Source organism: Leucobacter sp. G161, assembly GCF_001482305.1.
Lineage (GTDB): Bacteria > Actinomycetota > Actinomycetes > Actinomycetales > Microbacteriaceae > Leucobacter.
The window spans coordinates 69,125-94,787 of sequence record NZ_LOHP01000017.1; the positions used below are offsets into that span (position 1 = coordinate 69,125).

General features: G+C 66.7%; 23 protein-coding genes. 17 read left to right on the forward strand and 6 right to left on the reverse strand.

The genetic code is table 11. The features are described from left to right. Positions 1-102: 102 nt before the first annotated feature. The 10 genes from AUL38_RS01865 (at position 103) to miaA (ending at position 11,119) form a co-directional block, all read left to right on the forward strand. Positions 103-1,476, forward strand: a complete 1,374-nt coding sequence (locus AUL38_RS01865; protein ID WP_059058746.1) for a M23 family metallopeptidase — start codon at positions 103-105, stop codon at positions 1,474-1,476. Positions 1,477-1,563: 87 nt separating this feature from the next. Further along, positions 1,564-4,440, forward strand: coding sequence for a DNA translocase FtsK (locus tag AUL38_RS01870; RefSeq protein ID WP_083506515.1), 2,877 nt, complete (start codon positions 1,564-1,566; stop codon positions 4,438-4,440). A 54-nt stretch (positions 4,441-4,494) separates the two neighbouring features. Then, the gene (gene pgsA / locus AUL38_RS01875; RefSeq protein ID WP_059058748.1) at positions 4,495-5,100 is read left to right on the forward strand and encodes a CDP-diacylglycerol--glycerol-3-phosphate 3-phosphatidyltransferase; all 606 of its coding nucleotides are present in this window, start codon (positions 4,495-4,497) and stop codon (positions 5,098-5,100) included. Further along, complete coding sequence (locus tag AUL38_RS01880; RefSeq protein WP_059058749.1) at positions 5,093-5,650, forward strand: CinA family protein; 558 nt, start codon at positions 5,093-5,095, stop codon at positions 5,648-5,650. Before pgsA ends, AUL38_RS01880 begins: the two co-directional genes overlap by 8 nt. Positions 5,651-5,826: 176 nt before the next feature. Further along, on the forward strand, positions 5,827-6,150 hold the full coding sequence (locus AUL38_RS01885) for a helix-turn-helix domain-containing protein (protein WP_059058752.1): 324 nt from the start codon (positions 5,827-5,829) through the stop codon (positions 6,148-6,150). Positions 6,151-6,156: 6 nt separating this feature from the next. Beyond that, entirely contained in the window at positions 6,157-6,381 is a 225-nt protein-coding gene (locus AUL38_RS16740; RefSeq protein ID WP_083506516.1) for a DUF3046 domain-containing protein, read from the forward strand. Positions 6,382-6,628: 247 nt separating this feature from the next. Next, positions 6,629-7,750, forward strand: a complete 1,122-nt coding sequence (gene recA, locus AUL38_RS01890) for a recombinase RecA (RefSeq protein ID WP_059058754.1) — start codon at positions 6,629-6,631, stop codon at positions 7,748-7,750. A 2-nt stretch (positions 7,751-7,752) separates the two neighbouring features. Continuing rightward, positions 7,753-8,589, forward strand: a complete 837-nt coding sequence (locus AUL38_RS01895; RefSeq protein WP_059058755.1) for a regulatory protein RecX — start codon at positions 7,753-7,755, stop codon at positions 8,587-8,589. Positions 8,590-8,636: 47 nt separating this feature from the next. Beyond that, the gene (gene miaB, locus AUL38_RS01900; protein WP_059058756.1) at positions 8,637-10,181 is read left to right on the forward strand and encodes a tRNA (N6-isopentenyl adenosine(37)-C2)-methylthiotransferase MiaB; all 1,545 of its coding nucleotides are present in this window, start codon (positions 8,637-8,639) and stop codon (positions 10,179-10,181) included. Next, positions 10,178-11,119: a tRNA (adenosine(37)-N6)-dimethylallyltransferase MiaA gene (miaA, locus tag AUL38_RS01905; RefSeq protein WP_059059005.1), complete on the forward strand. Its 942-nt coding sequence runs from the start codon at positions 10,178-10,180 to the stop codon at positions 11,117-11,119. The genes miaB and miaA overlap by 4 nt, the downstream gene beginning before the upstream one ends. A gap of 235 nt (positions 11,120-11,354) precedes the next feature. Here miaA and AUL38_RS01910 read toward each other — a convergent pair whose 3' ends face one another. Next, positions 11,355-12,482 (reverse strand): permease prefix domain 1-containing protein, encoded by a 1,128-nt coding sequence (locus AUL38_RS01910; RefSeq protein WP_059058757.1) that lies wholly within the window; start codon positions 12,480-12,482, stop codon positions 11,355-11,357. Then, on the reverse strand, positions 12,479-12,811 hold the full coding sequence (locus AUL38_RS01915) for a PadR family transcriptional regulator (RefSeq protein WP_059058763.1): 333 nt from the start codon (positions 12,809-12,811) through the stop codon (positions 12,479-12,481). Before AUL38_RS01915 ends, AUL38_RS01910 begins: the two co-directional genes overlap by 4 nt. Positions 12,812-12,967: 156 nt before the next feature. On the opposite strand from AUL38_RS01915, the gene dapF reads away from it, so the two are divergent. After that, positions 12,968-13,843, forward strand: a complete 876-nt coding sequence (gene dapF, locus AUL38_RS01920) for a diaminopimelate epimerase (RefSeq protein ID WP_059058765.1) — start codon at positions 12,968-12,970, stop codon at positions 13,841-13,843. 6 nt (positions 13,844-13,849) lie between these two features. On the opposite strand, the gene AUL38_RS01925 is transcribed toward dapF, so the two are convergent. Continuing rightward, the gene (locus tag AUL38_RS01925) at positions 13,850-14,479 is read right to left on the reverse strand and encodes a class I SAM-dependent methyltransferase (RefSeq protein ID WP_235590559.1); all 630 of its coding nucleotides are present in this window, start codon (positions 14,477-14,479) and stop codon (positions 13,850-13,852) included. A 92-nt stretch (positions 14,480-14,571) separates the two neighbouring features. Here AUL38_RS01925 and hflX point away from each other — a divergent pair, with 92 nt between their 5' ends. The 4 genes from hflX to AUL38_RS01945 all read left to right on the forward strand — a co-directional run bounded on the left by hflX (position 14,572) and on the right by AUL38_RS01945 (position 20,994). Further along, complete coding sequence (gene hflX / locus AUL38_RS01930) at positions 14,572-16,182, forward strand: GTPase HflX (protein ID WP_201023660.1); 1,611 nt, start codon at positions 14,572-14,574, stop codon at positions 16,180-16,182. Between the two features lie 398 nt (positions 16,183-16,580). After that, positions 16,581-18,905, forward strand: coding sequence for a 5-methyltetrahydropteroyltriglutamate--homocysteine S-methyltransferase (gene metE, locus AUL38_RS01935; RefSeq protein WP_059058769.1), 2,325 nt, complete (start codon positions 16,581-16,583; stop codon positions 18,903-18,905). Continuing rightward, a complete protein-coding gene (locus tag AUL38_RS01940) occupies positions 18,905-20,107 on the forward strand; it encodes a hypothetical protein (protein ID WP_235590560.1) in 1,203 nt (400 codons plus the stop codon). The genes metE and AUL38_RS01940 overlap by 1 nt, the downstream gene beginning before the upstream one ends. Then, on the forward strand, positions 20,104-20,994 hold the full coding sequence (locus AUL38_RS01945) for a methylenetetrahydrofolate reductase (protein ID WP_059058771.1): 891 nt from the start codon (positions 20,104-20,106) through the stop codon (positions 20,992-20,994). The genes AUL38_RS01940 and AUL38_RS01945 overlap by 4 nt, the downstream gene beginning before the upstream one ends. A 213-nt stretch (positions 20,995-21,207) precedes the next feature. Here the strand turns inward: AUL38_RS01945 and lipA are convergent, their stop codons facing one another. The 3 genes from lipA to lexA form a co-directional block, all read right to left on the reverse strand. Beyond that, complete coding sequence (lipA, locus tag AUL38_RS01950; protein ID WP_059058774.1) at positions 21,208-22,251, reverse strand: lipoyl synthase; 1,044 nt, start codon at positions 22,249-22,251, stop codon at positions 21,208-21,210. Then, the gene (gene lipB / locus AUL38_RS01955) at positions 22,248-22,967 is read right to left on the reverse strand and encodes a lipoyl(octanoyl) transferase LipB (protein ID WP_083506517.1); all 720 of its coding nucleotides are present in this window, start codon (positions 22,965-22,967) and stop codon (positions 22,248-22,250) included. Before lipB ends, lipA begins: the two co-directional genes overlap by 4 nt. A 118-nt stretch (positions 22,968-23,085) precedes the next feature. Then, entirely contained in the window at positions 23,086-23,748 is a 663-nt protein-coding gene (gene lexA, locus AUL38_RS01960) for a transcriptional repressor LexA (protein ID WP_059058775.1), read from the reverse strand. Positions 23,749-24,031: 283 nt separating this feature from the next. On the opposite strand from lexA, the gene AUL38_RS01965 reads away from it, so the two are divergent. Next, on the forward strand, positions 24,032-24,469 hold the full coding sequence (locus AUL38_RS01965) for a LysM peptidoglycan-binding domain-containing protein (protein ID WP_235590561.1): 438 nt from the start codon (positions 24,032-24,034) through the stop codon (positions 24,467-24,469). 108 nt (positions 24,470-24,577) lie between these two features. Further along, positions 24,578-25,663, forward strand: coding sequence for a histidinol-phosphate transaminase (locus AUL38_RS01970; protein WP_059058777.1), 1,086 nt, complete (start codon positions 24,578-24,580; stop codon positions 25,661-25,663).

The window sequence follows — 25,663 nt, forward strand, 5'->3', positions numbered from 1 at the left end:
AGGCGCTCCTAGAAACCTTGAAGCTCAACTGGTAAGTTACCGACGATAGCTGTTTGCCTCACACAGCGGCAGCACCCACGTACAAGGGAGCGAGATCTCACGATGACGAGTAAGCCACAGTCACGACTGCGTCGCAGAGCGGGGCTCGCACTCGGAATTGCCGCCGCTGGCGCTGTTCTGCTGAGCGGCATCGGGGTGGGCCCCGTATCTCCGGCGTCTGCCATCGTCTCTGATCTGCCGACCTGGCAGGACGTTGAGAAGGCAAAGCAGAACGAATCGGCAGCAGCGGGCAAGGTCAAGGAGATTAAGGACCTGCTCGTACGCGTGGAGCAGGAAGTCGAGCGCACCCGAGCCGAGTCCGAGGCTGCCTCGGTGAAGTACGATCAAGCAGCGAGCCAGCTCCGTGATGCACAGGCGCGACTCGAAGCCCTTGAGACGCAGGCGAAATCAAGTGAGGCCGAGGCCACACAGGCTTCCGAGCAGGCTGCAGCTCTGGTCTCCCAGATCTACCGTTCCGGCGGTGTCGACAGGAACCTCAGTCTGTTCCTCGAATCCGATGGCAGCACTGCTGACGCACTTCTCGATCGCCTTGCGCAGACCGAGAAGGCGACAGAGCGCAACACGACGATCTGGCAAAATGCCGAGCGCGCGATGAACTCAGCGCAGACCCTCAGCGAGCAGGCTGACTCCGCTCGTGAAGAGCGCGACAAGCTTGCGAAGGAAGCCGAAGAGAACCAGCAGAAGGCAGCGGAGATCGCAAATGCTGCCCGCTCCGAGCAGCTCGAGCAAGAGAAGCAGCAGAAACAGCTTGTGCAGCAACTCGCAGCTCTCGAGGACAAGACGACGTCGACGACCAAGGGCTACGAGGAGCGCCTGGTGCTCGAGGAACAGGAACGTCAGCGTCAAGAAGCTGCGCGTCTCGAGGCCATCCGCAAGGCTCAGGAAGAAGCGGCAGCGAACGCCAACAACGGTGGCGGCAATAACGGTGGCGGCAATCCCGGCGGCGGCAACCCCGGTGGCGGAGGCGGCGGTGGCAACACCGGAGGCGGGAACCCCGGTGGCGGCGGCGGTGGCGTCACCACGTCAGGCTGGACGAACCCCCTCCCGCGCGGATACTGGGTGTCGACCGAATGGTGGGGATACTACGGTCACACCGGTATCGATCTTGCTATTGGGCAGGGTACCCCCGTGTACGCTGCCGCGAGCGGCACTGTCTCCTTCTCCGGATGGGCTGGCGAGTTCAGCTATGGCAACATGGCGCGTATCGATCACGGCGGCGGCGTCTCCACGCTCTACGGACACATGCAGTTCACGCCCTCCGTTGGGCTAGGACAGCCGGTGAGCGCAGGCCAGATCATCGGCCTCGTCGGCAGCACGGGTAACTCGACGGGACCGCACCTCCACTTTGAGACCCTTGTTGGCGGCGTCCCGCAGGATCCGCGGCCGTTCATGGCGAACCGAGGCGTCGGCTTCTAAGCCGCGGCAGCGAAGCCGCCGCAACCGAGTCTGGGGCGCGCCGCCAGTCGTCCCGGCAATGTCAGCGGCGGCTTGTACCGTATTCACATGGCCAAAAACGCTTCGTCGCGCGGGGGCTCGAGTCGATCCACCGGATCGCAGAGCACCCGTTCGAAGGGTGCCCAAACACCCGCATCGGCTCCGAAAGGGTCGACCCGCACTTCGGCGACGACGAAAGTGATCATGGCTGAGGAGCCGACCGAGAGCATCGTGGTGCGCGCCTGGCGAGGCCTGTCGCATGCCGTTGGCGCTGGTGCAAGAGCGTTCAGGTCGGAGCCGCTCGAGCCTGAGGCGCGGCGCGATGGATTCCCGATGCTGCTGGTGCTGCTCGCCCTCGTTGGTGCGGTGATTGAGTGGTTCCTCATCGGCAACAGCGTCGCCACGCAGCTCGACACCTGGACATTCGGGGCCCTGTTCGGCAGGATCGCGTTTGGCCTGCCGATCATCATGGGCGGCTTCGCGCTCTGGCTCTTCAACAACCCATCCACGGTGAATGACAATCGCCGGATTGCAATTGGGCTCTTCCTCGCACTTGCGAGCGCATCCGGGCTTGCGCACGTGCTGGGCGACGCTCCCAAGCCGCGAGACGGCATGCCGGGGCTCGCCGAGGCAGGAGGGCTACTCGGCTGGCTCATCGGTGCCCCGCTCAACCTGGCAACCATCTGGGTCGCCGTGCCCGTCCTCAGCCTGCTGCTGGGGTTCTCCGTGCTCATTATTACGAAGACCCCACCGAGTCGCATCGGCCACCGGCTGCGTGAGGGCTATGCCTACCTCTTCGGGGCGCCGGTGCCTGAGCCACGGGACCGCGACAGCGAGAGCCCCAAGGCGACTGCGTCGGATAAGACGGCCGAGCTGTTCGACCACTCGGACGAGAAGGCTGAAGCTCTGCCCTGGTGGCGCCGCAACGCCACGGGCCGCGAAGAAGACCCCAACTACCTGCCTGACCCGGCTGCAATCGACGAGGTGCTCGCCCCAAGCGACGCAGCACCGGTCGGGGCATTCGAGTCAGCTCTCGCAGAAGAGCCGACAACCGACCTGTTGCCGACTGACGTGTTCTCCGGGCTTGAGGGCGTCGAACAAGCGGCGGCAGGTACACGGCGAGGGTCTGGCCTGGGAGACGACTCGTTCGACAGTTTCGCCGAGCCTGCGCGTGAACCCGAGCCGGAGATCGAGGAGCGCGAGTTCGCGGTCGCGCCACCACACGCCCCAGCAGCGCAGGCAGACTACGCACTTCCCGAGCAGGCGCTCCTCTCTGCCGGCCCGCCGCCGAAGACCCACAGTGAAGCCAACGAGCAGATCATGGCAGCCGTCGCTCGGGTGTTCGAGGAATTTAAGGTCGACGCAGTCGTGACCGGTTTCTCGCGTGGCCCGACGGTGACGCAGTACGAAGTCGAGCTCGGGCCGGGCGTGAAGGTCGAGAAGGTGACGGCTCTGTCGCGCAACCTCTCGTATGCGGTTGCCTCCAACGAGGTGCGCATCCTGTCGCCCATCCCTGGCAAGAGCGCCATCGGTATCGAGATCCCGAATAAGGACCGCGAGAACGTTGCACTGGGAGACGTGCTGCGTTCGGCGAAGGCCCAGCGCAACGCGCATCCGATGACGATCGGCGTCGGTAAAGACGTGAAGGGTGAGTTCGTGCTCGCCAACCTCGCGAAGATGCCCCACCTGCTTGTCGCGGGCGCGACCGGCTCGGGCAAGTCGAGCTTCATCAACTCGATGATTACGAGCTTGCTCATGCGGGCGACCCCGGCCGAGGTGCGCATGGTGCTGGTCGATCCGAAGCGCGTCGAACTCACGGTGTATCAGGGTGTCCCGCACCTCATCACCCCCATCATTACCGCCCCGAAGAAAGCTGCTGAGGCGCTGCAGTGGGTCGTCAAAGAGATGGACATGCGCTACGACGATCTGGCGTCGTTCGGCTACCGACACATCGATGACTTCAATGCTGCCGTTCGCGACGGTTCGATCGTGTTGCCTGAGGGGAGCCAGCGTCAGCTGAAGCCCTATCCCTACCTGCTCGTCGTCGTTGACGAGCTTGCCGATCTCATGCTCGTCGCCCCGCGCGACGTGGAGGATTCAATCCAGCGCATCACCCAGCTCGCGCGCGCGGCGGGTATTCACCTCGTGCTCGCGACGCAGCGCCCGTCAGTGAACGTCGTCACCGGCGTGATTAAGTCGAACGTGCCGAGCCGGTATGCGTTCGCCGTGGCATCTGGCACGGACTCCCGAGTGATCCTCGACGAGGTCGGTGCGGAACGCCTCATCGGGCAGGGCGATGGCTTGCTGCTGCTCAACGGCGAATCGAGCCCGATCCGCGTGCAGGGTGCCTGGGTTGATGAGAGCGAGATCGCGCGTGTCGTCAAACACGTGAAGGAGCAGGCGACTCCTGAGTACCGCCCCGACGTTGCCCAGGTTGCCGAGAAGAAAGAGATCGACGCAGACATCGGCGACGATCTTGAGGTTCTCGTTGCGGCGATTGAGCTCGTGGTCACCTCACAGTTCGGATCGACATCGATGCTGCAGCGGAAGCTGCGCGTCGGCTTCGCGAAGGCGGGGCGGCTCATGGACCTCATGGAGTCCCGCGACATTGTCGGCCCGTCTGAGGGGTCGAAGGCCCGCGACGTGCTCGTCGCCCCGGAACAGCTCGGGGAAGTCCTCAACAGGATTCAGGGCGGTGGCCCTCCCGCCGCAGCCGCGCCGCCCGCAGCGGCTCCGTCGTACGCGACTCCGCCCGCACCACCCGCTGCCGAAGCGGAAACCGCGGTGATCGGGCAGGTCACTGGCGAATCCTCCTACGAGGCCGACAGCCGGTACGACGATCCGCTTGCGCAGCGAGAGGCAGCGGCACCCGAAGCCTTCGATTATGGCGACAGTGACGACGACGAGGGCTCGGAAGACGCGTGGCACCTGACCGGTCGTGACTAGCCCGACGGCCGCGGGCGCCGGTATTCCCGCGGTCAGCCGCAGTAGAGTGGGCGCATGAGTAATCAAGCCGTTGACAGCGTGAAGCCGAGCAACTGGAACGCTCCAAACATCATCACTGCTGCCCGTATCGTTGCGACACCGTTTTTCCTGTGGCTGCTGCTCGCCTCCGGGGAGAGCGTCGCGATGCGGTGGGGAGCCGCGGCGTTCTTTGTTGTCGCAATCGCGAGCGATGCCCTCGACGGCTACCTCGCGCGCTCCCGGGGATTGATTACCGACCTCGGAAAGCTGCTCGATCCCATCGCCGATAAGGCACTCACTGGCGCGGCATTTGTTGGCCTCGCGATCCTGGGTGAGCTGCCCTGGTGGATCGTTATTCTCGTGCTCGTCCGCGAGGTGGGCATCACGATCCATCGGCTCATGATCGTCAGCGACGTGGTCGTTGCCGCAGACTGGATGGGCAAGCTGAAAACGGTGGCGCAGGCGGTCGCGATCACGCTCGCGCTCACTCCGCTCGCACAGCTTGCCGGGACCGCAGGCACGGTGTTCACCTGGGTGAATATTGTCACGATGACGATCGCGGTCCTGCTCACGCTCGCGAGCGGCGTCGACTACATCATCGCGTTCGTTCGTGGGCGGGGAGCAGCCACCCGACATGCGTGATCGTGACGCGCTGGCCGCGGAGATCGTTGAGCGTGCGGCAAAGCTCGGGCTGCGCATCGCAGCGGCAGAATCGCTCACCGGCGGCATGCTCGCCGCGGCGATAGTGTCCGTTCCCGGAGCATCCGCGGTCTTCACTGGCGGCGTCGTGGCCTACGACACTGCACTCAAGGCCTCGCTGCTCGGGGTGGATCGAGCCGTGTTGGACGTCCGTGGGCCCGTCGATGGCGAAGTCGCAAGGCAGATGGCTGTCGGCGTGCGCCACGCCTGTGCGGTCGAAGCCGCAGACGGCTCACGCCGTGTCGCGGATCTCGGGATCGCAACGACAGGAGTCGCCGGGCCAACGCCGGATGCCCAGACAGGGCAGCCGTCCGGGACTGTGTGGATCGGCGTGAGCTCGGCAGCGGGGGAGGAAGCCGTGCTTCTTCCCGTGATTGCGGGTGGCCGGCAAGCCATTCGAGAGCGGGCTGTCGATGCTGCGCTTGAGCTGGTCGTCGAAGCGCTCCGGGCGCAGGAAGCGGCACCAGCACAGCGATTTCCTGGAAAAGCCTGAGAATTTCGATAGACCTGAGTGCACTCCGCTCAAGTTCAGGAAGTTCCGGGAATAGACCGGGTAGTCTCTTGGTTGTTCCCAGTGTCACGATAAGTGGCGGTGGATGCCGAATCGGCTTCCGCCGGGTAAAGTAACATGCACGACCCGATGGTCGTGCAGATTCAAGGAGGTTGCACATGCTGCTAGTACGTCAAGAAATTGGTGATGTGCTTCGCGACTTCCGTCTGCAGAAGGGGCGTACGCTCCGACAGGTTGCTGGAGATGCCAGCGTCGCGCTCGGATACCTCAGTGAGGTCGAGCGCGGGCAGAAGGAAGCCTCGAGCGAGATTCTTGCCGCTGTCGCAGACGCGTTGGACACCCCGCTCTCGGTCATCCTCGGTGAGGTGAGCGAACGTCTAGCGATCGTTGAGGGGCTCTCGCTTCCTATGCCGAGCCGGGTTCCCGACACGGTACCGGTCGATCTCGTTTCCGGTTACGGTTCCGAGCTTATTTCCCGCTAGCGGTCGATGCGGCATCGCGCGTTCCGCACTGCGGTAGCCGAGGAGTTCGGGGAGGCCCATTCGGGGGTTCTGCTGCGCGACTATTGGCTCGCCACACTGGGTTCGACACCCGATGAGGCGCTCGCGCGGGGAGTGTCCCCGCGCGATGTCTGGGAGGCGCTCTGCGCCGAATTCGAAGTACCTGAGGCCCGCCGCCATGGGCGCGGCCTCAGTGATCCGCAAGAAGATTGACTCCATTGCGCGACACGCCGTCGCGCTGTATTCGAAGATGTGTTCGAAGAGTGTTATCTTCGTCCACAGGTAGTGAACTGGTGTGATCGATCCACAGATCGGTGTCTCCGGCAGTGAATGTCGGAGGCCCGGTCTAGGGTCTGAAGCTAGGGAACTACCCAGCCTTGTCAGCACCGAGAAGCGGTGCCGTGACAGTCGGTAGGCGGCAGATCAGCGGAACATCCGCGCGAATACGAAGGAAGTCATCATGGCAGCACCAAAGGACCGCGAGAAGGCACTCGAGTCGGCACTCGCCCTCATTGATCGCCAGTTTGGCAAGGGCGCAGTGATGCGCATGGGTAGCCAGGAGCGGCAGGCTGTCGAGGTGATTCCGACGGGTTCGGTCGCGCTCGACGTCGCGCTCGGCATTGGAGGGCTCCCTCGCGGACGTATCGTGGAAATCTACGGCCCGGAGTCCTCGGGAAAGACCACGCTGACGCTCCACGCAATCGCCAACGCGCAGCGTGCGGGCGGCATTGCGGCCTTCATTGACGCGGAGCACGCGCTTGATCCCGAATACGCAAAGAAGCTTGGCGTTGATATTGACGCGCTGCTTGTTGCGCAGCCCGACACCGGTGAACAGGCGCTAGAGATCGCTGACATGCTCATCCGCTCCGGCTCGGTAGACCTTGTGGTCATCGACTCGGTCGCGGCGCTCGTACCGAAGGCAGAAATCGATGGCGATATGGGAGACAGCCACGTTGGCCTCCAGGCGCGCCTCATGTCGCAGGCGCTTCGGAAGATCACGGGTAGCCTGAGCTCGACGAAGACGACCGCGATTTTCATTAACCAGCTGCGCGAGAAGATTGGTGTGTTCTTCGGTAGCCCGGAAACGACGTCCGGCGGTAAAGCACTGAAGTTCTACGCATCGGTGCGACTCGATATTCGCCGCATTCAGACCCTCAAGGACGGCCAGGACGCGGTGGGTAACCGTACCCGCGTAAAGGTCGTGAAGAACAAGATGGCCCCGCCCTTCAAGCAGGCCGAGTTCGACATTCTCTACGGCGTTGGCATTTCCCGCGAGGGTTCGCTCATCGACTACGGCGTCGAGCAGGGGCTCGTGAAGAAGAGCGGTGCGTGGTACACCTACGACGGCGATCAGCTTGGCCAGGGCATGGAGAACGCTCGCCGCTACCTCATCGCGAACCCGGATACCGCGCTCGAGATCGAAGAGAAGATCCTCACCAAGCTCGGGGTCAATGGGCGAACTGAGGAGGCCCCAGCGGAGGCAGCAGAGGCGCCTGCGAAGGCAGAGGCTCCCGCGAAGGGAGCTGCTGCAGCAAAGGCCGCCACGCCTGCGAAGGGCGACGAACTCGCAGCGAGTGCGTAACCGTGGCTGTTAGGTTCCTGCCGCCCCCCGAGGAGCGGCCGAAGCCGCCTCGGGAGGAAACCGGAGACCTTGCTGAGGTCATCGAGTTCCGAAGTAAGCTGCGCAGACCTGAGCCGCAGAACGCCCCGGCGCAGCCGCCCGCATCAGAGACGGATCCGGAGACCACCGCTGCGTGGGCTCCGGCTCCCGTTGCGGTGGACTCCGAGGGCGACGTGAGTGGAAACGATGACGCCCCGGAGCCCGAGGGTGCGCCGCCGGCCAGCTGGCCTCGGCTTGTTGCGGCGCCCTTCGAGCGTCCTGACGGCCTGAACGCCCCAGACGTGCCCGAGGAGACCCTCGACGAGGGGCCGACGGCATACGAAACTGCGGTGAAGTTGCTTGCGCGACGTGCGCAGTCGAGCGGTGAACTTCAGCGTGCGCTCGTCGCGGCGGGTCATCCCGACCTCGACGCGGAGGCAGCCGTCTCGAAGTGCCAGGAATCGCTTTACCTCGACGACGCCGACCTGGCGTGCTCCGTTGCGGCGAAGCTGCGAGATTCCAAGGGCGAAAGTAAAGCGCGGATTCGGCAGAAGCTCCGCGAACGCTATCTTCCTGACGCTGCGATCGAGGCGGCGCTTGAGGGGCTTGACGACGAGGCTGAGTTTGAGTTGCTCAAACAGACCGCGATCGACCGGGCCCGGCGCATGGCGGGCCTCGACCGGCAAACGGCTGAGCGTCGCTTGCTCGGGTTTCTTGCGAGGCGTGGCTGGTCAGGCGAACGGGCTTCGCGCGCCGCGCGCGAAGCGCTTGACGGTGCCGGTCCGAGCGGCAGCGGGCGTGGAACCGTCCGCTTTCGCTAGGCTGGCTGCGTTCTTGACCTTGGGCGGCCCCGGGTAGAATTGTGGGTATGTCTACCGTCGAAGCAGTGAAGATCGAGTCGTCGCCAGCAGCGATCCGCCCGGACGGGACACCCCGCAGCTATACGGTGCGCACGCTCGGCTGTCAGATGAACGTGCACGACTCCGAGCGGATGTCGGGCTCGCTTGAGGCGGCGGGTTACGTGCCAGCCGACCGTGCCGACGAAGCAGACGTATACGTGATCAACACGTGTGCGGTGCGCGAGAACGCGGCGAACAAACTCTATGGCAACCTCGGCATGCTCGCCCAGGTGAAGCGCGAGCGCGAAGGGATGCAGATCGCCGTGGGCGGCTGCCTCGCTCAAAAGGACCAGGGTGACATCGTCGAGAAGGCCCCCTGGGTGGACGTCGTCTTCGGCACTCACAACATGGGGTCACTGCCGACGCTGCTTGAGCGCGCCCGCCACAACGAGGAGGCGCAGGTCGAGATCCTCGAGTCGCTCGAAGTATTCCCGTCGACGCTCCCGACCAAGCGCGACTCTGCGTCGAGTGGCTGGGTGTCGATCTCTGTCGGGTGCAACAACACCTGCACCTTCTGCATCGTGCCCTCGCTGCGGGGCAAGGAAAAGGATCGCCGCCCCGGCGACATCCTCGCCGAGGTGCAGGCACTCGTCGACGACGGCGCGATCGAGGTCACGCTGCTCGGGCAAAACGTCAACACCTACGGCGTCGAGTTCGGCGACCGGCAGGCGTTCGGCAAGCTGCTGCGCGCCATGGGCGAGATCGAGGGCCTGGAGCGGGTGCGCTTCACGAGCCCGCACCCCGCGGCCTTCACTGACGACGTCATCGCGGCGATGGCCGAGACGCCGAACGTGATGCCCTCCCTGCACATGCCGCTGCAGTCGGGCTCAGACACGATCCTCAAGGCGATGCGCCGCTCGTACCGCTCCAAGAAGTTCCTCGGGATCCTCGACGACGTGCGCGCACGCATCCCTGGCGCCGCGATCACGACCGACATCATCGTCGGATTCCCAGGCGAAACAGAAGAAGACTTCGCCGAGACCATGCGGGTCGTCGAAGAGTCACGCTTCGCGAGCGCATTCACGTTCCAGTACTCGATCCGCCCAGGCACCCCGGCGGCAACGATGGAAGACCAGATCCCCAAGGAGGTCGTGCAGGAGCGCTTCGAGCGGCTCGCAGCCCTCCAAGACCGGATGTCGCTCGCCGAGAATGAGGCGCTCATCGGCAACACCGTCGAGATTCTCGTCGCCGCGAGCGAGGGGCGCAAAGACGGCGAGACGCACCGGCTCTCGGGCCGTGCGCCCGACAACCGGCTCGTGCACTTCACGGTTCCGGAGGGGGCCGAGACGCCTCGGCCCGGCGACATGGCCACAGCCACGATCACCAGTGCTGGCTCGTTCTTCGTGGTGGCCGACGACACCTCGACGTATGCCGTGCGCCGCACGCGCGCGGGGGATGCGTGGGATCGCCGCCAGGCCGAGAGCTGCGGCGTGCCCGCCCCGGCGAGCGCCGGCGCTACCGGGGCAGGCCGCGCGGTCAACCTCGGGCTCCCCACGCTCCGCATCGGCGAATAGTGGCGACGCTCTGGGCGATCGTCGGCGCGACCGGCACTGGCAAGTCCGAGGCCTCGCTCGACCTTGCCGAGCGCCGCGCGGCGATCACGGGCGCACAGCCCGAGATTGTGAACGCCGACGCCATGCAGCTCTACCGTGGAATGAACATCGGCACCGCGAAGCTTCCTGTGGGGGAGCGTCGGGGGATCCCACACCACCTGTTCGACGCATTCGACCCGCGGGAAGAAGCGGCCGTGGCGGCGTACCAGCCGGCCGCGCGAGAGCGCATCTCAGAGATTCTCGCGGGCGGCGCTGACGCGATCCTCGTCGGTGGATCGGGCCTCTACGTCTCAAGCGTCATCTTCGACTTCCAGTTTCCGCCGCGCGACGACACGGTGCGGGCAGGGCTCGAGGCCGACCTCGAATCGCGCGGCGTAGCCTCCCTCGTGAATCGCCTTCGTGAACTCGCGCCAGACGTGGCTGAGGCCGTCGACCGGCGTAACCCGCGGCGCGTCGTGCGGGCGCTCGAGGTCGCGCTGCTCGGCGGCGACGCGCGGGTGACCCTCCCGAGCGAGCCCGAGTACTGGAGTGCGGGGGAGTCGCACGATGCGACCCGCATCATCGGGATCTCCTGCGAGCGCGAGGTGCTCACGGAGCGCCTCGATCGCAGGGTCGAGCGGATGTGGGCTGACGGCATGCTCGACGAGGTTCGTGGCCTGATCCCGCACGGCCTCGAACAAGGCAAGACCGCGAGCCGCGCGATCGGCTATGCGCAGGCCCTCGCCGAGCTCCGGGGCGATATGAGCGAGGCCGAAGCCATTGCCGAGACGCAGGCGCTCACGCGCCGCTACGCGCGCAGGCAGGTGAGCTGGTTCAAACGGTATCCCGGCGTGCAGTGGATCGACCAGACCGCGGGGCGGGATCTTGCCGCGCTCGATGCCGTCGCGGCCGCGCGGTAGCTGCGCGGGAGCTGCCAAGTTGCCGCCAGGTGGCTGCCCGCGAGCTGCGCGGGAGCTGCCCGCGAGCTCCCCGGCCCGCTTCGTGACCGTACACCTGTGATCTGCCGAAGCTATGCCGCTTGCCTCGAAATTGGGCAGATGTGTGGTGGATCACAGATCTTGCGACGGCGCGCAGCCGGGGAATCCGTTTGCGCCCGCGCGAGAGCGGGGTTCCCGCGGCGAACGCTGTGAGGCCCTAGCGTCGCGCCTTGCGGTACGACTCCAGCGAGCCGAACCCGGCCGCGATGACACCGAACAGCACACCGGCGATCGGCCAGATGATCCACGAGTCGCCCCACGCATCCCAAAGGAAGCTCCACGCGAGGTAGCCGAGGGTCACGATCGGCCAGTAGAAGCTCGCGATCACGCCCACCACGCTGCGCTCGTCATCGCCGTCTGCGGCCCCGAAGCCTCCGGTCGCCGCCGCGCCTGTACGCTGCGTGAGCACGCCGGCGGTCTCCTCAGCCCAGTTCGCGGGGAGGAACACGAGCAGTCCGGCCGCGACGATGAGGAGTGACATCGCGACCGCGGCACCGCTCCAACCGCTCGGGAGGACGATCGTTGACATGACGGGGATGATGGCGAGGATCCAGAGCCCAATCGCGGCCTGCAGGCGCCCGTTGCGGCGGCGCGCGTACTGCTGGGAGAGGGCGTTGGCCCAGCTTGTGACCTCGGGTGAGACGCTGAACTGGCCGTGCTCAATCCGAGCGAAGGCCTTGAGCTGCTGCGACCGGCCGACGAGCAGCAGCACGCCGACCGCGACGCAGAAGAGCAGCGCGAGGATCCCGACGAAGCTCCCGATGCGCTGCTCGCCGCTCGGCCAGAGCGTCGTGAGCGCAACCAGCAGGGCGGGGCCGCACACGAACAGTGCGACCGCGCTGCCGAGCCTCGGGGCGGTCTGCTGGCGCAGCTGCGCGTAAGCCTTCGCCTCCGCAAGGGGAAGCGGCGGGTACGCCGGGGACGGCGGAGTTGGCAGCGGCTGCGCAGGCGGCTGCGAGTACCCGGAGGGTCGGGCGCCGGCCGCGCCTGGCGTCGCCGATCCTGGCAGCCCTGTGGCCGTCGCCGCAGGCGGCGCGACCTGGCCCGTAGCCTGATCCTGCGGGTGGATCTCGCGGGAGATCCCGAGCACGGGGGCGAGCTCGTCGAGATTGCCGAACTCCGTGATGACTTTGCCGACTGCCTCGTTTTCAGACAGGCCGTCGGCGATGGCCGCGGCGTAGGCATCCTCCATCATGGCCTGGAGCTCCGCGCGCGCCTCGCTCATGCGCGGACTGGCCGGGTAGGCTCCGAACATGGTTTCGAGGTAAGCGATGATGACGTTCACGAGGATGCTCCTTCGACAAAGCGGTCGACGACAGACTTGGTGATTTCCCACTCGGCGAGTTTCTCGGCGAGGTGGGAAAGCCCCAGGGCGGTAATTTGGTAGTAGGTTCGCGGCTTGCCCGAGTCAGAGGCCCCGGGGAACGAGGTGACCAGCGCCGAAGTCTCGAGCCGCTTCACCGCCGAGTACAGGGTGGTCTGCTTGATGGCGTACTCGTTGCCAGCCACCGCGCTGATTTGCTGCGCGAGGTCGTAGGCGTACGAGGGGCGCCTTCGCAGCAGGGACAGCACCATGAGGTCGACGTACCCCCGTATGGCATCGGCACCGATCACGTGATTCTCTCTTCGCAATTGAAATGTGGGTGCGCTCGCCGCAACTCACTGCGTTCAACGTACTATGTGAGGCGTAGTACGTCAAGCGAATCCGAGGGTGGCGTGCTGTACCGTAACAGAGAACACCGCGCCGTACCCCACCCGAAGGAGTCGCCCATGACCACGATCACATTCACCAAGGGACACGGCACAGGCAATGACTTTGTGCTCATCACTGACCCCGACGGCGCGCTCGACCTCACCCCCGACATCGTTCGATTCCTGTGTGATCGCCGTTTTGGGGTCGGAGCCGACGGGGTGATTCGGGCGGTGCGCTCGAACGCGATCGGCGAGGGAGCTGCAATTCTCGCCGAGGAGCCCGAAGCCGAGTGGTTCATGGACTACCGCAACGCCGATGGCTCTACCGCAGAAATGTGTGGCAATGGCATCCGCGTGTACGCGCACTACCTCATTTCCGAGGGCCTGGTCTCACCCGAGCGAAATGACACGCTGCCCATCGGTACCCGCGCGGGCGTCCGCGATGTGCTTGTTGGCGCCGCCGGTTACACCGTTGACCTCGGGCGGTGGCGCCTGGGCAAGGAGCGGCTCGTTGCTGCCACAGGGCTCGAGGTCGCTCGTCCTGGACTCGGGATCGAGGTCGGTAACCCGCATGTGGTGACGGTGCTTGCTGACGAGACGGAGCTCGATGGGCTGCAGCTCGAGAGCACACCGACATTTGAACCCGTGCCCGAAGACGGCGCGAACGCCGAATTCGTCGTCCCGGCGGATCCGTTCCTCAAGAACGGTGTCGCCCACATTCGGATGCGCGTATTCGAGCGCGGAGTCGGGGAGACGCAGTCGTGCGGCACAGGCGCGGCCGCTTCGGCGCTGGCCTTCCGCCACTGGGGTGGGGAACAGATGCCCAATAGCTGGAGCGTAACGGTGCCAGGCGGTCGCCTCGGGGTCCGGATGTTCGCGACAGAGGAAGGTGAGCACGTGTCTCTCTCAGGCCCAGCCGAGCTCGTCTATCGCGGCGAGATTGAGCTGCCCTAGCTCGGGTTAGTCCCGTCGGGCTGCGCGGATCACGTGGAAGCCCTTCTTTCGTGCGGCGCGGTCAACAGTGAGATCGGGAAATGTGTCGCCGATCCACCGCTGCAGCGAGTCGGCCCCGAGATGCTTCGCGACCACGAGGTATGCGCTCGCGCCGGGAGCGAGCCGGGGCAGCCAAGTCTCGAGGATGCCGTGGAGAACCTCCTTGCCGACACGGATCGGTGGGTTCGAACGAATCTCGGCGAACACAATGTCAGTCGGTACGTCCTCGGGTGCGGCAACCCGCACGTTCGTGAGGGCGAGCCGCTCGGCGTTGCGCACGGTGAGTTCGCGCGAGCGCTCGTTCACGTCGATCGCCCAGACCTCGCGGCCCGGGTGCGCGAGCGCTGCATCGAGCGCGATCGGGCCCCAACCCGAGCCGATGTCGAGGATCGGGCCAGCGCCGGTGTCTTCCGCTGATGACAGCTGGGAGAGGTCGCCCAGCGCGTCGAGCAGGATGGCGGTGCCCTGGTCGAGGTGCTCAGGGCTGAAGACGCCGCCAGCGGTGAGTACGCTGTGGCTGCCTCCGGCGAGTGTGACTGCGATCTCGCGTGGGGTGAAGTCGCCCGCGGGGGACTCGGAAAAGTAGTGCTGGTTCACGTGCTCCAGTATCTCAGGGAGGAACGTATCGGGCGTGCCCGAAGCGAACATCCGTGTGCGAAGCGTCCCAGGCCCGTACACTTAGGAAGCACATGAGTGATTTCATTGAAGACCAGACTGATGAGACCGTGACCGGCGACGCCGCCGTCTCGAAAACACCCGCGCCTGATACCGCCACGGAATCCGCGGACACAACTAATGACCCGCTTGAGCGGGTGCTTCGCCGCGCCTCCGGCGTAGGCGCTTCCGTCATCCGTGACCTCTCTGAGGCACAAGCACTCGGCAGCTCGACGCACGACGAGCTCGACGCTGACGATCACGGGATCCAAATGGATCGCGAGGATCGTGCGTCACTGACTCGCGTCGCCGGCCTCTCTACCGAGCTGGAAGACGTTACCGACGTTGAGTACCGTCAGCTGCGCCTCGAAAACGTCGTGCTGATCGGCATCTACTCGTCGTCGCGTACGCAATCCGCGCAGGACGCGCTCGAAGAAGCGGAGAACTCGCTGCGCGAGCTCGCGGCCCTCGCTGAGACCGCGGGGGCGACTGTGCTCGACGGTGTGCTCCAGCGCCGCGCAAACCCGGACCCTGCCACCTACCTCGGCAAGGGCAAGGCGCAGGAGCTCGCCGAGCTCGTGCAGGCGCTCGGCGCGGACACGGTGATCGCTGATGACGAGCTCGGGCCCAGCCAGCGGCGTGTGCTCGAGGACGTCGTGAACGCGAAGGTCATCGACCGCACCACCGTGATCCTTGACATTTTCAGCCAGCACGCGAAGAGCCGTGAGGGCAAGGCGCAGGTTGAGCTCGCGCAGCTCGAATACCTGCTGCCCAGGCTCCGCGGCTGGGGCGAGTCGATGTCGCGTCAGGCGGGTGGCCAGGTGGGCGCTGCCGGCGCGGGCATGGGCTCGCGCGGCCCCGGTGAGACGAAGATCGAGCTCGACCGCCGGCGCATCAATACCCGGATGGCCAGGCTGCGCAAGCAGATCGCTGAGTTCGCTCCCGCCCGCGAAGCGAAGCGTGCGAACCGCAAGCGTGGCGAGGTGCCGTCGGTTGCGATCGCCGGCTACACGAACGCTGGCAAGTCGAGCCTGCTCAACCGGCTCACCGGCACGCAGGAGCTCGTCCAGAACCAGCTGTTCGCGACGCTTGACACCGCGGTGCGGCACGCGGAGACCACCGACGGGCGCACGTTCACGTACGTCGACACCGTCGGCTTCGTTCGCAACCTCCCGCACCAGCTGGTCGAGGCCTTCCGCTCGACCTTCGAAGAGGTGGGCGACGCAGATGTGATTCTCCACGTCGTCGACGGCTCGCACCCGGACCCGGAGGCGCAGCTCGCGACCGTGCGCGAGGTCATCGCAGAGGTTGACGCGCAGGCGATCCCCGAGGTCGTGGTGTTCAACAAGGCCGACCTCATCGACGATTCGCGGCGGATGCTGCTCCACGGGCTCGCGCCCGACGGGGTCTTCGTGTCAGCGCGCACGGGAGAGGGCATCGAGGAGCTCAAGGCTCGGATCGACGCCGCCCTCCCGACGCCCGACCGCGAGGTCACCGTTGTGGTGCCGTACGACAGGGGAGACCTCGTCGCCGAGCTACACGAGCGCAATCGCATTCTTGAGTTGGACTATGTCGAGGAGGGCACGCGCGTGCGCGCGCTCGTCACCCCCGAGATGTTCTCGAAACTCGACGACTTCCTCGTCTAGCGCGCACGGGGCAGGGCACCTCAGTGGTGGCTCGGCCCCGGGCTGCGCCCTGCCCCACCGCATCGCGCCCTGCCCCACCCCGCTGCACCTCACTGCGCCCGCGCTGCACCTCACTGCGCCCGCGCTGCACCCCACCGCGCCCTGCCCCACCCCGCCGCACCGCATCGCGCCCGTTCCTCTGTGATCGACGAACCGTATGCCCGTTCCCGAGGGTTCGGGCATATCTTCGGGTAATCGCAGGCGCACGGTCGCGGTCTAGAGGTGTAACACTTCGTCGCACGCGGTAACAGGGCGAAACTCAGGCACGCGAGCCCCCGCCTTCCAGGTACTTTTGCTGCACACGGGCACTCTGAACGGCCCGTCTCACGCAACGCACTGCACCTGACGGAGGGCCCACCATGACCGCTGCACCACTTCCCAACGCCACGATCCTCGGCTACCCGCGGATCGGCCGCCGCCGCGAGCTCAAGCGCGCGGTCGAGTCGTTCTGGGCGGGGCGCATCACCGAGACCGAGCTCACCGAGACCGCGAGCCAGCTGCGCGCCGCCACCCGCGCACGCCTCGTCGAGCTCGGCCTGCCAGCGGCGGGTGGCGCGGTTCCCGAGAGCTTCAGCTTCTACGACCAGGTGCTCGACGCGACGCTCGCGCTCGGCGCGATCCCTGAGCGCTTCGACGCGAGCGGCTCAGACCTCGATACGTACTTCACGCTCGCCCGCGGTAACGCTGAGCATCAGCCGCTCGAGATGACCAAGTGGTTCGACACGAACTACCACTACAGCGTGCCTGAGATCGACGAGCGCACTCCGTTCGCCGCGAACCCAGCGCAGCTCGTCACCCAGGTCGCGGAGGCCGCAGCGCAGGGGATCGAATCCCGCCCCGTGCTCGTCGGCCCCGTCACCTACCTGCTGCTCGCGAAGGCGGCAGACGGCGCGCCTGCGGGCTTCGACCCCATCGACCGACTTGACGAGGTCACCGCGGTCTACGCTGAGCTGCTCGAGGCGCTCGCCGCAGCCGGCGCCACCTGGGTGCAGCTTGACGAGCCCGCGCTCGTGTCCGACTCGCTCCGCACCTCACGCGACGAAACGCTCGCCCTCGTTGAGCGCGCATACGGCGTGCTCGGATCCGCCGCGGCCGGGACCGCCCGCCCGCGGATCCTGCTCACCGCCCCATACGGCGACGCGTCCCGCGCGCTCGTGCGGCTCGGCGCGCTCCCGGTGGAAGCCGTGCAGACGGACCTTGTGCGCGGCACGCTCCCCGCGGCTGCCCTTGCCGACGGCTCCCTCGCGCAGGCCTTCGCCGGCACCCAGCTCGTCGCGGGCGTCATCGACGGCCGCAACATTTGGCGCACCGACCTCCGGGCGGCATTCGCGACGCTTCGTGCGCTCGCCGAGGCGGGCATCGATGTCGCTGTCGGCACCTCGAACAGCCTGCAGCACGTGCCGCACGACGTTGCCGACGAGCAGCAGCTCGACGCGCTGCTGAAGTCGTGGCTGGCGTTTGCCGACCAGAAGGTCGAACAGGTCGCACTGCTTGCCCGCGGCCTCAGCGAAGGCGCCGCCGCGATCGAGGCCGAGCTCGCCGAGGTGGACCGGGTGCTCGCAGACCGCGACGAAGCTCCCGGCGTCCACGTCCCCGCGATCCGCGACAGGGCTACGGCCGCGGGCGAGGCCGACCGCAACCGAGCTGCCGAAGCAGATCGCCGCAGCGCGCAGCGTGGCCTGAACATCCCGCAGTTGGCAACGACGACGATCGGCTCGTTCCCGCAGACCGGCGAGATCCGGAAGGCGCGCTCGGCCTTCGTGAAGGGCGAAATTGATGAGGCAGCGTACGAAGGCTTCCTGCGCGAGGAGATCGAGCGGGTGATCCGCCTGCAGGAGGAGATCGGGCTCGACGTGCTCGTACACGGCGAGGCCGAGCGCAACGACATGGTGCAGTACTTCGCCGAGCTGCTCGACGGCTTCGCGGTCACCGAGCACGGCTGGGTGCAGTCGTACGGGAGCCGGGCGACGAGGCCGTCGATCCTCTGGGGCGATGTCTCGCGCCCCGCGCCGATGACGGTGCGCTGGTCGGCGTTCGCCCAGTCCCTCACCGACCGGCCCGTGAAGGGCATGCTCACGGGCCCGGTCACGATCCTCGCCTGGTCGTTCGTGCGCGACGACCAGCCGCTGGGCGAGACCGCCTCGCAGGTGGCGCTCGCGCTCCGCGACGAGATCGCTGACCTCGTTGACGCGGGCATCACGATCGTGCAGGTCGACGAGCCGGCGCTGCGTGAGCTGCTGCCGCTCGACCGCGAGCGCCAGGCGGAGTACCTCGATTGGTCGGTCGGATCGTTCCGACTCGCGACCGGTGGGGCCGCGCCCGAGGTGCAGATCCACACGCACCTCTGTTATTCGGAGTTCGGCGAGATCATCGACGCGGTCGACGGGCTCGACGCCGACGTGACGTCGATCGAGGCAGCGCGCAGCCGCATGGACGTCGTGGCGCCCCTCGGCGATCACGGCTACTCGCGCGGCATCGGCCCGGGCGTCTACGACATTCACTCGCCCCGCGTGCCGGGCGTCGACGAGCAGACGGAGCTCATCCGCATCGCCGCCGCGCGCATTCCCGGCGAGCAGCTCTGGGTGAACCCCGACTGCGGGCTGAAGACGCGCGGCTACGACGAGACTGTCGCGAGCCTCACGAACCTTGTGCTGGCCGCGAAGGCCGTTCGCGCGGGCGCATAGTGTCCGCCGATGCAGTGGGGAGTGGCACCGCGGGGAACGGCCTCGCTGGGAGCGGCGTCGCAGGGAGCGGCCTCGCCTGGCCGGTGGGCGAGCTGCCCACCGAGCAGGTCGGGTCGCTCCCGCGGCCGGGGCGGCTGCAGCGTGCGGTGCTCGACGCGGAGATCGGCGCGATCTCCGAGGAGGAGCTCGCGAGCGAGCAGGATCTCGCGGTGCGCGCGACGCTCGACCGCCTCGCGGAGACCGGCTCGCCGATCGTGAGTGACGGCGAGCAGCGCAGGCAGAGCTTCGCGAGCTACCCGCTCGCGGGCGGAGACGTGACGGCGGGGCCCGTGTTCGCGGTGTTCGCCGACGGGCACCACCGGGTCGTGCCCCGGCTTGCCACGGCACCGTTTCGGTTCAGCTCGTGGGCGGCGTCCGACGTGACGCTCGCCCGAGCCCACACGACCCTGCCGCTCAAGCAGGCCGTGATCTCGCCGTCGATGCTGTCGCTCACCGTGCCAGCGGAGGGGCTCGGCGGGTACACGCGCTCGGAGTTCCTCGAAGACGTGGTCGCGGGCTGCGTCGAGGACATTAGGAGGTCGTTCGCTGCCGGCGCGAGCCGCGTCTCGATCGACTTCACCGAGGGGCGGCTTGCGCTGCGGCGCGACGTGCCGGCACCCTGGGCGGGCCCGCGCGCGCTCGGCGGGTTCATCGACCTCATCAACCGGGTACTCGGCGAGCTCACTGACTCCGAGCGCCAGGCCGTCGGCGTGCACACGTGTCCGGGCAATGACAATGATTCCGCGCACAGCGCCGACGTCGATTACGCGGAGCTGTTGCCCGAACTGTTCCAGATTGAGGCGGGGTACTTCCTCGTGCAGGCGGCGGGGGAGCCCGACCAGGATCGGGTCGCCCGGCTCATCGGTCGGGAGATCGCTGCGCTGCGCGCGGCGGGCCGGGAAGCTCCGCGCGTGCTACTCGGCGTGACCAACCCGACGAACCCGAAGCTTGAGACCGCTGAACAGGTGCGCGACCAGCTCGTGCGCGCGGCACGGTTCGTGCCGCCGGAGCTGCTCGGATCCACCGATGACTGCGGCTTCTCGCCCTACCTCATTGACGAGAAACCCAGGCACGGCTCCCCAGACCACGCGCGCGATGTCGCCTTCGCGAAGATCGCGGCCCGCGTGCGCGGGACCCAGCTCGCGTCGGAGGTGCTCGCGTGAACGCCACCCTGCTGACCGGGAGCGCGCCAACGCGCGCCCGCTTCTCGTTCGAGGTGTTCCCCGCCAGGTCGGGGGCGGCGGCGCTCGCCCTCGGGAACTCGGTGCAGCACCTGTCAGCCGCGGGCCCCGACTTTATCTCCGTGACCTACGGGGCAAACGGTTCGCACCGCGACGCATCGCTCGACCTGCTCGCCTACCTCCGCGACCACACGGACGCCCTCCCGCTCGCGCACCTCACGACCGTTGGCGAGTCGCGGGAGGTGATCCGCGAGACGATCCACCGCATCCTCGACGCGGGGATTCACGACTTCCTCGCGCTCCGAGGAGACCCGCCGCGCGGCTCAGACGAGGCGAGTCCGCTCGTTGCGGGGTCGCTGAGCGCGCTCGAACTCACCGAGCTCATTTCGGAGGCGCGAGCCGAGCGGCCGGCATTCACGAGCGTGGGCCGCACCGCGGTTGCTGCGTACCCGAACGGGCACCCGCTGTCGCAGGGACAGTCGGCCGACATTGACTGGTTACTCGCGAAGGAGGCCGCTGGCGCGCAGTTTGCGATCACCCAGCTGTTCTTCCGTGCTGAGGAATACCTGTCGTTCGCCGACGCTGCCCGCACAGCGGGGCTGAGGATGCCGCTGCTGCCCGGGCTCATGCCGGTATCGACGAGCGGGCAGCTGCGGAAGGTCGCCTCGCTCGCCGGGCGGCCTGCGCCAGTGCTGCTTGAACGGTCCTTGGAGGAAGCGGGCGGATACGCGCCCGAGCTTGGGGTGGAGCACACGATCTCGCTCGCGCGGGAGCTCCTCGCGGGCGGTGCCCCGTCGATCCACCTCTACACCTTCAACAGGCACGAGCAGGTGCTCGCGGTGCTCGGGGAGCTCGACCTGCTGGGGTAGCGCCCGTGGGCGCGGGCGTGCTGCTCTGCCCCTGCCCCCGACCTGCCCCCACCTGCCCCACCCGCCCCACAGCGCTCAGGTCATGTATTTTCAGCGAGGTCATGCCTTTTTGGCTGCGGATCAGGCATGACCTCGCTGAAAGCATGTCTTCTCGGCGCTGGTGGAGGGAGGGGCGGAGAACTTGTGGAGGGAGGGGCAGCGGGCAGCGGGTGCTCAGACTGCGGCGACGGCCTGCGGGAAGTCCGCACCAGCCTCTGCTCCCGCGGCCTGCTCAGCCAGGTGCCTGAGATGCTCCGGCACCTCGATACCCTTGCGTGCCATCGTGTGCGCCCACAGACGACCAGCGCGGTAGGAGGACCGCACGAGGGGGCCCGCGAGCACCCCGTCGAACCCGAGCGCGTCTGCCTCAGCTTTGAGCTCGACGAACTCCTCGGGCCGCACCCAGCGGTCGATCGGGTGGTGCAGCTTCGACGGACGGAGGTACTGGGTGAGTGTGAGGATGTCGCAGCCAGCGTCGCGCAGCTCCCGCATCGTTTCGATGATCTCAGCTCGGGTCTCACCCATGCCGAGGATGAGGTTCGACTTCGTGATCATGCCGGCGTCGCGGGCCTCGGTGAGTACTTCCAGCGACCGTTCGTAGCGGAAGCCTGGGCGGATCCGCTTGAAGATGCGCGGCACGGTCTCGAGGTTGTGCGCGAAGACCTCGGGCGCGGCCTCAAAGACCTGCGCGAGGTCCTCCGAACGGCCGCCAAGGTCGTCGGCGAGGACCTCGACCCCGGAACCCGGGTTGAGGGCGTGGATCTGCCGGATGGTCTCAGCGTAGAGCCATGCCCCGGTGTCGGGGAGGTCGTCGCGCGTCACGCCGGTGATGGTGGCATAGCGGAGCCCCATGGTGCGCACGGACTCCGCAACGCGGCGTGGCTCGTCGAGGTCGAGGGGGAGCGGCTTGCCTGAGGTGATCATGCAGAAGTCGCATCGGCGGGTGCAGATGGAACCGCCGATGAGGAAGGTCGCTTCGCGATCCTCCCAGCACTCGTAGATGTTCGGGCAGCCGGCCTCCTTGCAGACGGTGTGGAGCCCCTCACTCGTGACGAGCGACTGTACCGCTTGGTACTCGGGGCCGGTGCGGGCCCGCGTCTTGATCCACTCGGGCTTGCGCTCGATGGGTGTTTCAGCGTTCTTCGCTTCCACGCGCAGGAGGCGACGTTCCTCCGGCTCAGGGCGGGTGCCGCTCGACGGGAGAATCTTGACGGTCATGCAGAGAGCCTTTCGAGTGCGGGGGCGAGGTGGTATTGCAGTATCGGTGCGGCGTCGGCGGGGGTGATCGTCCGCCCGGCGCGCTCGCTGAGCGTGGTGACGCCCCCATCGCTGATGCCACATGGCACGAAGCTGGCGAACGGTGCGAGGTCGTTACTGCAGTTCAGCGAGATGCCGTGGGTGACGATCCGGCGGCTGACGTGAATGCCGATCTGCGCGAGCTTGTCTGGGGGCGTTCCCGGGGGTGCGTCGCGCGGCGGATCGGTCCATACCCCCGTGCGTCCCTCGATGCGATAGCTGGGAACGCCTAGGTCCGCGATCGTGGCGATGAGCGCCTTCTCGAGCGCGTGCACCAGGTTCACCCCGCCCAGGCCGTCGGCGAGCCTGATGACGGGGTAAGCGATGAGCTGACCAGGACCGTGCCAGGTCACCTTGCCGCCGCGGTTGACGGGCACAACCGGGGTCCCGTCATTCGGGTACTCGTGTGGCTCGGAGCGGCGGCCTGCGGTGTACACAGGGTCGTGTTCGAGGACGAGGACTGTCCCGCGTGTGGCCCCGGAGGAGAGAGCCGCTGCCGCGTCCTGCTGCGCCTCAAGACCGCGTTGGTAGTCCACGAAGTCTGGGGCAAAGCCGAGGACGGTGAACGTTGGCGCAGCCGGGGATCGGAGTGGATTGGCGGAGGGGAGGACAGTGCGAACTTCGGCGGTGGAGCGCATGCGGCAATACTAGATGGACTCAGTCCAAGAAGGCAAGATGGTGGCGCGAGAGGCAAGAAGCCCCGCCTCGGAAAGTGTCCGAGGCGGGGCTTCTTGGGGTCGGGGTGCGGCTGTGTGGCTATACCGAGCGGAAGACGGCCACGACCTTGCCGAGCACCTCTGCGTGATCGCCAAGGATCGGCTCGAACGCACTGTTGCGTGGCAGGAGCCAGGTGTGTCCGTCGCGTCGGCGGAATACCTTGACCGTTGCCTCGCCGTCAAGCATGGCTGCAACGATGTCGCCATTGTCGGCCTCGCGCTGCTGGCGGACAACCACGAAGTCGCCGTCGCAGATGGCGGCATCGATCATGGACTCGCCGACAACCTTGAGCATGAAGAGCTGTCCGTCTCCCACGAGTTGACGGGGGAGGGGGACGATTTCCTCGACCTGCTGGTCGGCGGTGATGGGCACGCCGGCCGCGATCTGGCCGACGAGCGGCACGAAGGCGGTCTCTTGCGCCTGTGTCGCGGGAGCGTCGGCCAGGGCGCTGCTCGTAACCGCGAGCTCGACGAGGATCTCGAGTGCCCGCGGGCGGTTGGGGTCGCGGCGAATATAGCCCCCGAGTTCCAGTCTGCTGAGCTGGTGTGTCACGCTCGAGAGTGAGGAGAGGCCGACAGCGTCGCCAATCTCTCGCATGCTCGGCGGGTATCCCCGGGACTCAACTGATCGGGCGATGAACTCAAGGATCGCCTGCTGTTTCTCGGTCAGCGGCTTCCGTGGTGTTGCGGCCAGTTCGCTCATCGCTCGTCCTCTCGGTGGGGTGCTCGTGGCGCAGGGGGCTGGAAGTTCCGCGGAAATCCGCCAGTTGCCGTGAATGTCGGAGGTCCCTGATTGGGTGACCTCATTGTTCGAAACCCTAGCCCCTGTGTTCGAGGCGAGGCAAACATTCGTTCGAGTGTCGCTTGAAAAGAGGCGATATTCATTCGAATACGGCGCTTGCGGTTTCGATCTATCGAAGATATATTCGAAAGAGATGTTCGAAGAAGCGAAAGTGCTTCGAACACTCTCGAGAGAGGAACCCCTCATGACTGCTACTGCAAACGTCACCCAGTTCAGCCCCCGCATTGGTGCGGCACGCGGAGAAACTGGCGTCGCTTCCGCCTCTGGGGCGCATGCTCCGGTGAAGCTCCGTCTGACGCGCAGGGGTCGACTCGTGTTCGGTGGGCTCGCGACGGTGTTGATTGCTGGAGCGCTCGGTTTCGCCGCATCCTTCGCGGCTCCAGGCGCGATTGCGAACGGCGCCGAGGGCGTGCAGGGCTTCCCGTACGTGGTCGCCCAGTCGGGTGACTCGCTCTGGAGTATCGCCACAGACCTCGAGCCCGCAGCTGATCCTCGCGATGTGGTTGCCGAGATTCAGCGCCTGAACCAGATGCAGGCGTCTGAGTTGCGGGCCGGCGAGGCGGTCGCCGTGCCGCTGCGATTCGAGGGCAACGACCTCACGTTCCAGGCTTCGGGTCTCTAAGCCTGGCTGTTCGCGGCCCGCAGGACACGACCGCGCCCTGTGTCCGGTTCCAGGGCACTCGTGGGAGTGGTGGCTACCGGGGACAGAAGTGCTGAGTAGACTGAAGCTGTGGCTGAATTGAGCGATCTTCCCCTCCGTGACAACCTCGTCGGCAAGACCCCCTACGGGGCTCCGCAAGCGGCAGTGCCCGTGAGCCTGAACGTCAACGAGAACACGCATCCGCTTCCCGAGGCGTTCATCGCCGAAGCCACGGAAGCGTTGGCAGCGGCCCTCCGCGGAGTGAACCGCTACCCTGATCGCGAGTTCATGGGCCTCCGTGAAGCGCTCGCCGGGTACCTCGGGTACGGCCTCACCCCTGAGCAGGTCTGGGCAGCCAACGGATCCAACGAGGTGCTCCAGCAGATCCTCCAGGCCTTCGGCGGGCCAGGGCGCACGCTCATGAGCTTTACGCCGACCTACTCGATGTATCCGCTCCTTGCCGATGGCACCGACACCGGTTGGATCGGTGTGCCACGGGACGCCGATTTTCGGGTGACACCGGAGCTAGCCGTCGCGGCAATTCGAGAGCACCAGCCAGACATCGTGGTGCTCTGTGCTCCGAACAACCCGACGGGGACGCCGATGTCCCTGGAAACGGTCATTGCCGCCTACGACGCATTCGACGGCATACTCGTCGTTGACGAGGCTTACAAGGAGTTCGACACCGCCACAGAGTCAGCGATTTCGCTCCTTCCCGGTAGGCACCGCCTGATCGTGAGTCGCACCATGAGCAAGGCGTTCGCGTTTGCCGGGGTGCGACTGGGCTACCTTGCTGCGGACAGCGCCGTAGTCGACGCCCTCCGGCTCGTCCGGCTGCCCTACCACCTGTCGGGCCTCACGCAGGCGGCAGCGGTGACGGCAGTGAAGCACTCGGAGGCCATGCTTGCGACAGTCGGCGAGATTCGCGCGCAGCGAGACCGGCTCGGTGTGGCGCTCGCGGAGCGCGGGTACACCGTGCACGAATCCGGGGCGAATTTTCTTTTGGTTGGCGGCTTCGCTGACCCTGGCGCGGTGTTTGAGCGGCTGCGTGCGCAGGGGATTCTCGTGCGTGATCTCGGTATTGCCGGGCACGTTCGGATCACCGCGGGCACCGAGTCTGAGACCTCCACCGTTATTTCGGCGATCGAGGAGTTCGGGGCCGCCGGGAGCGTGTAA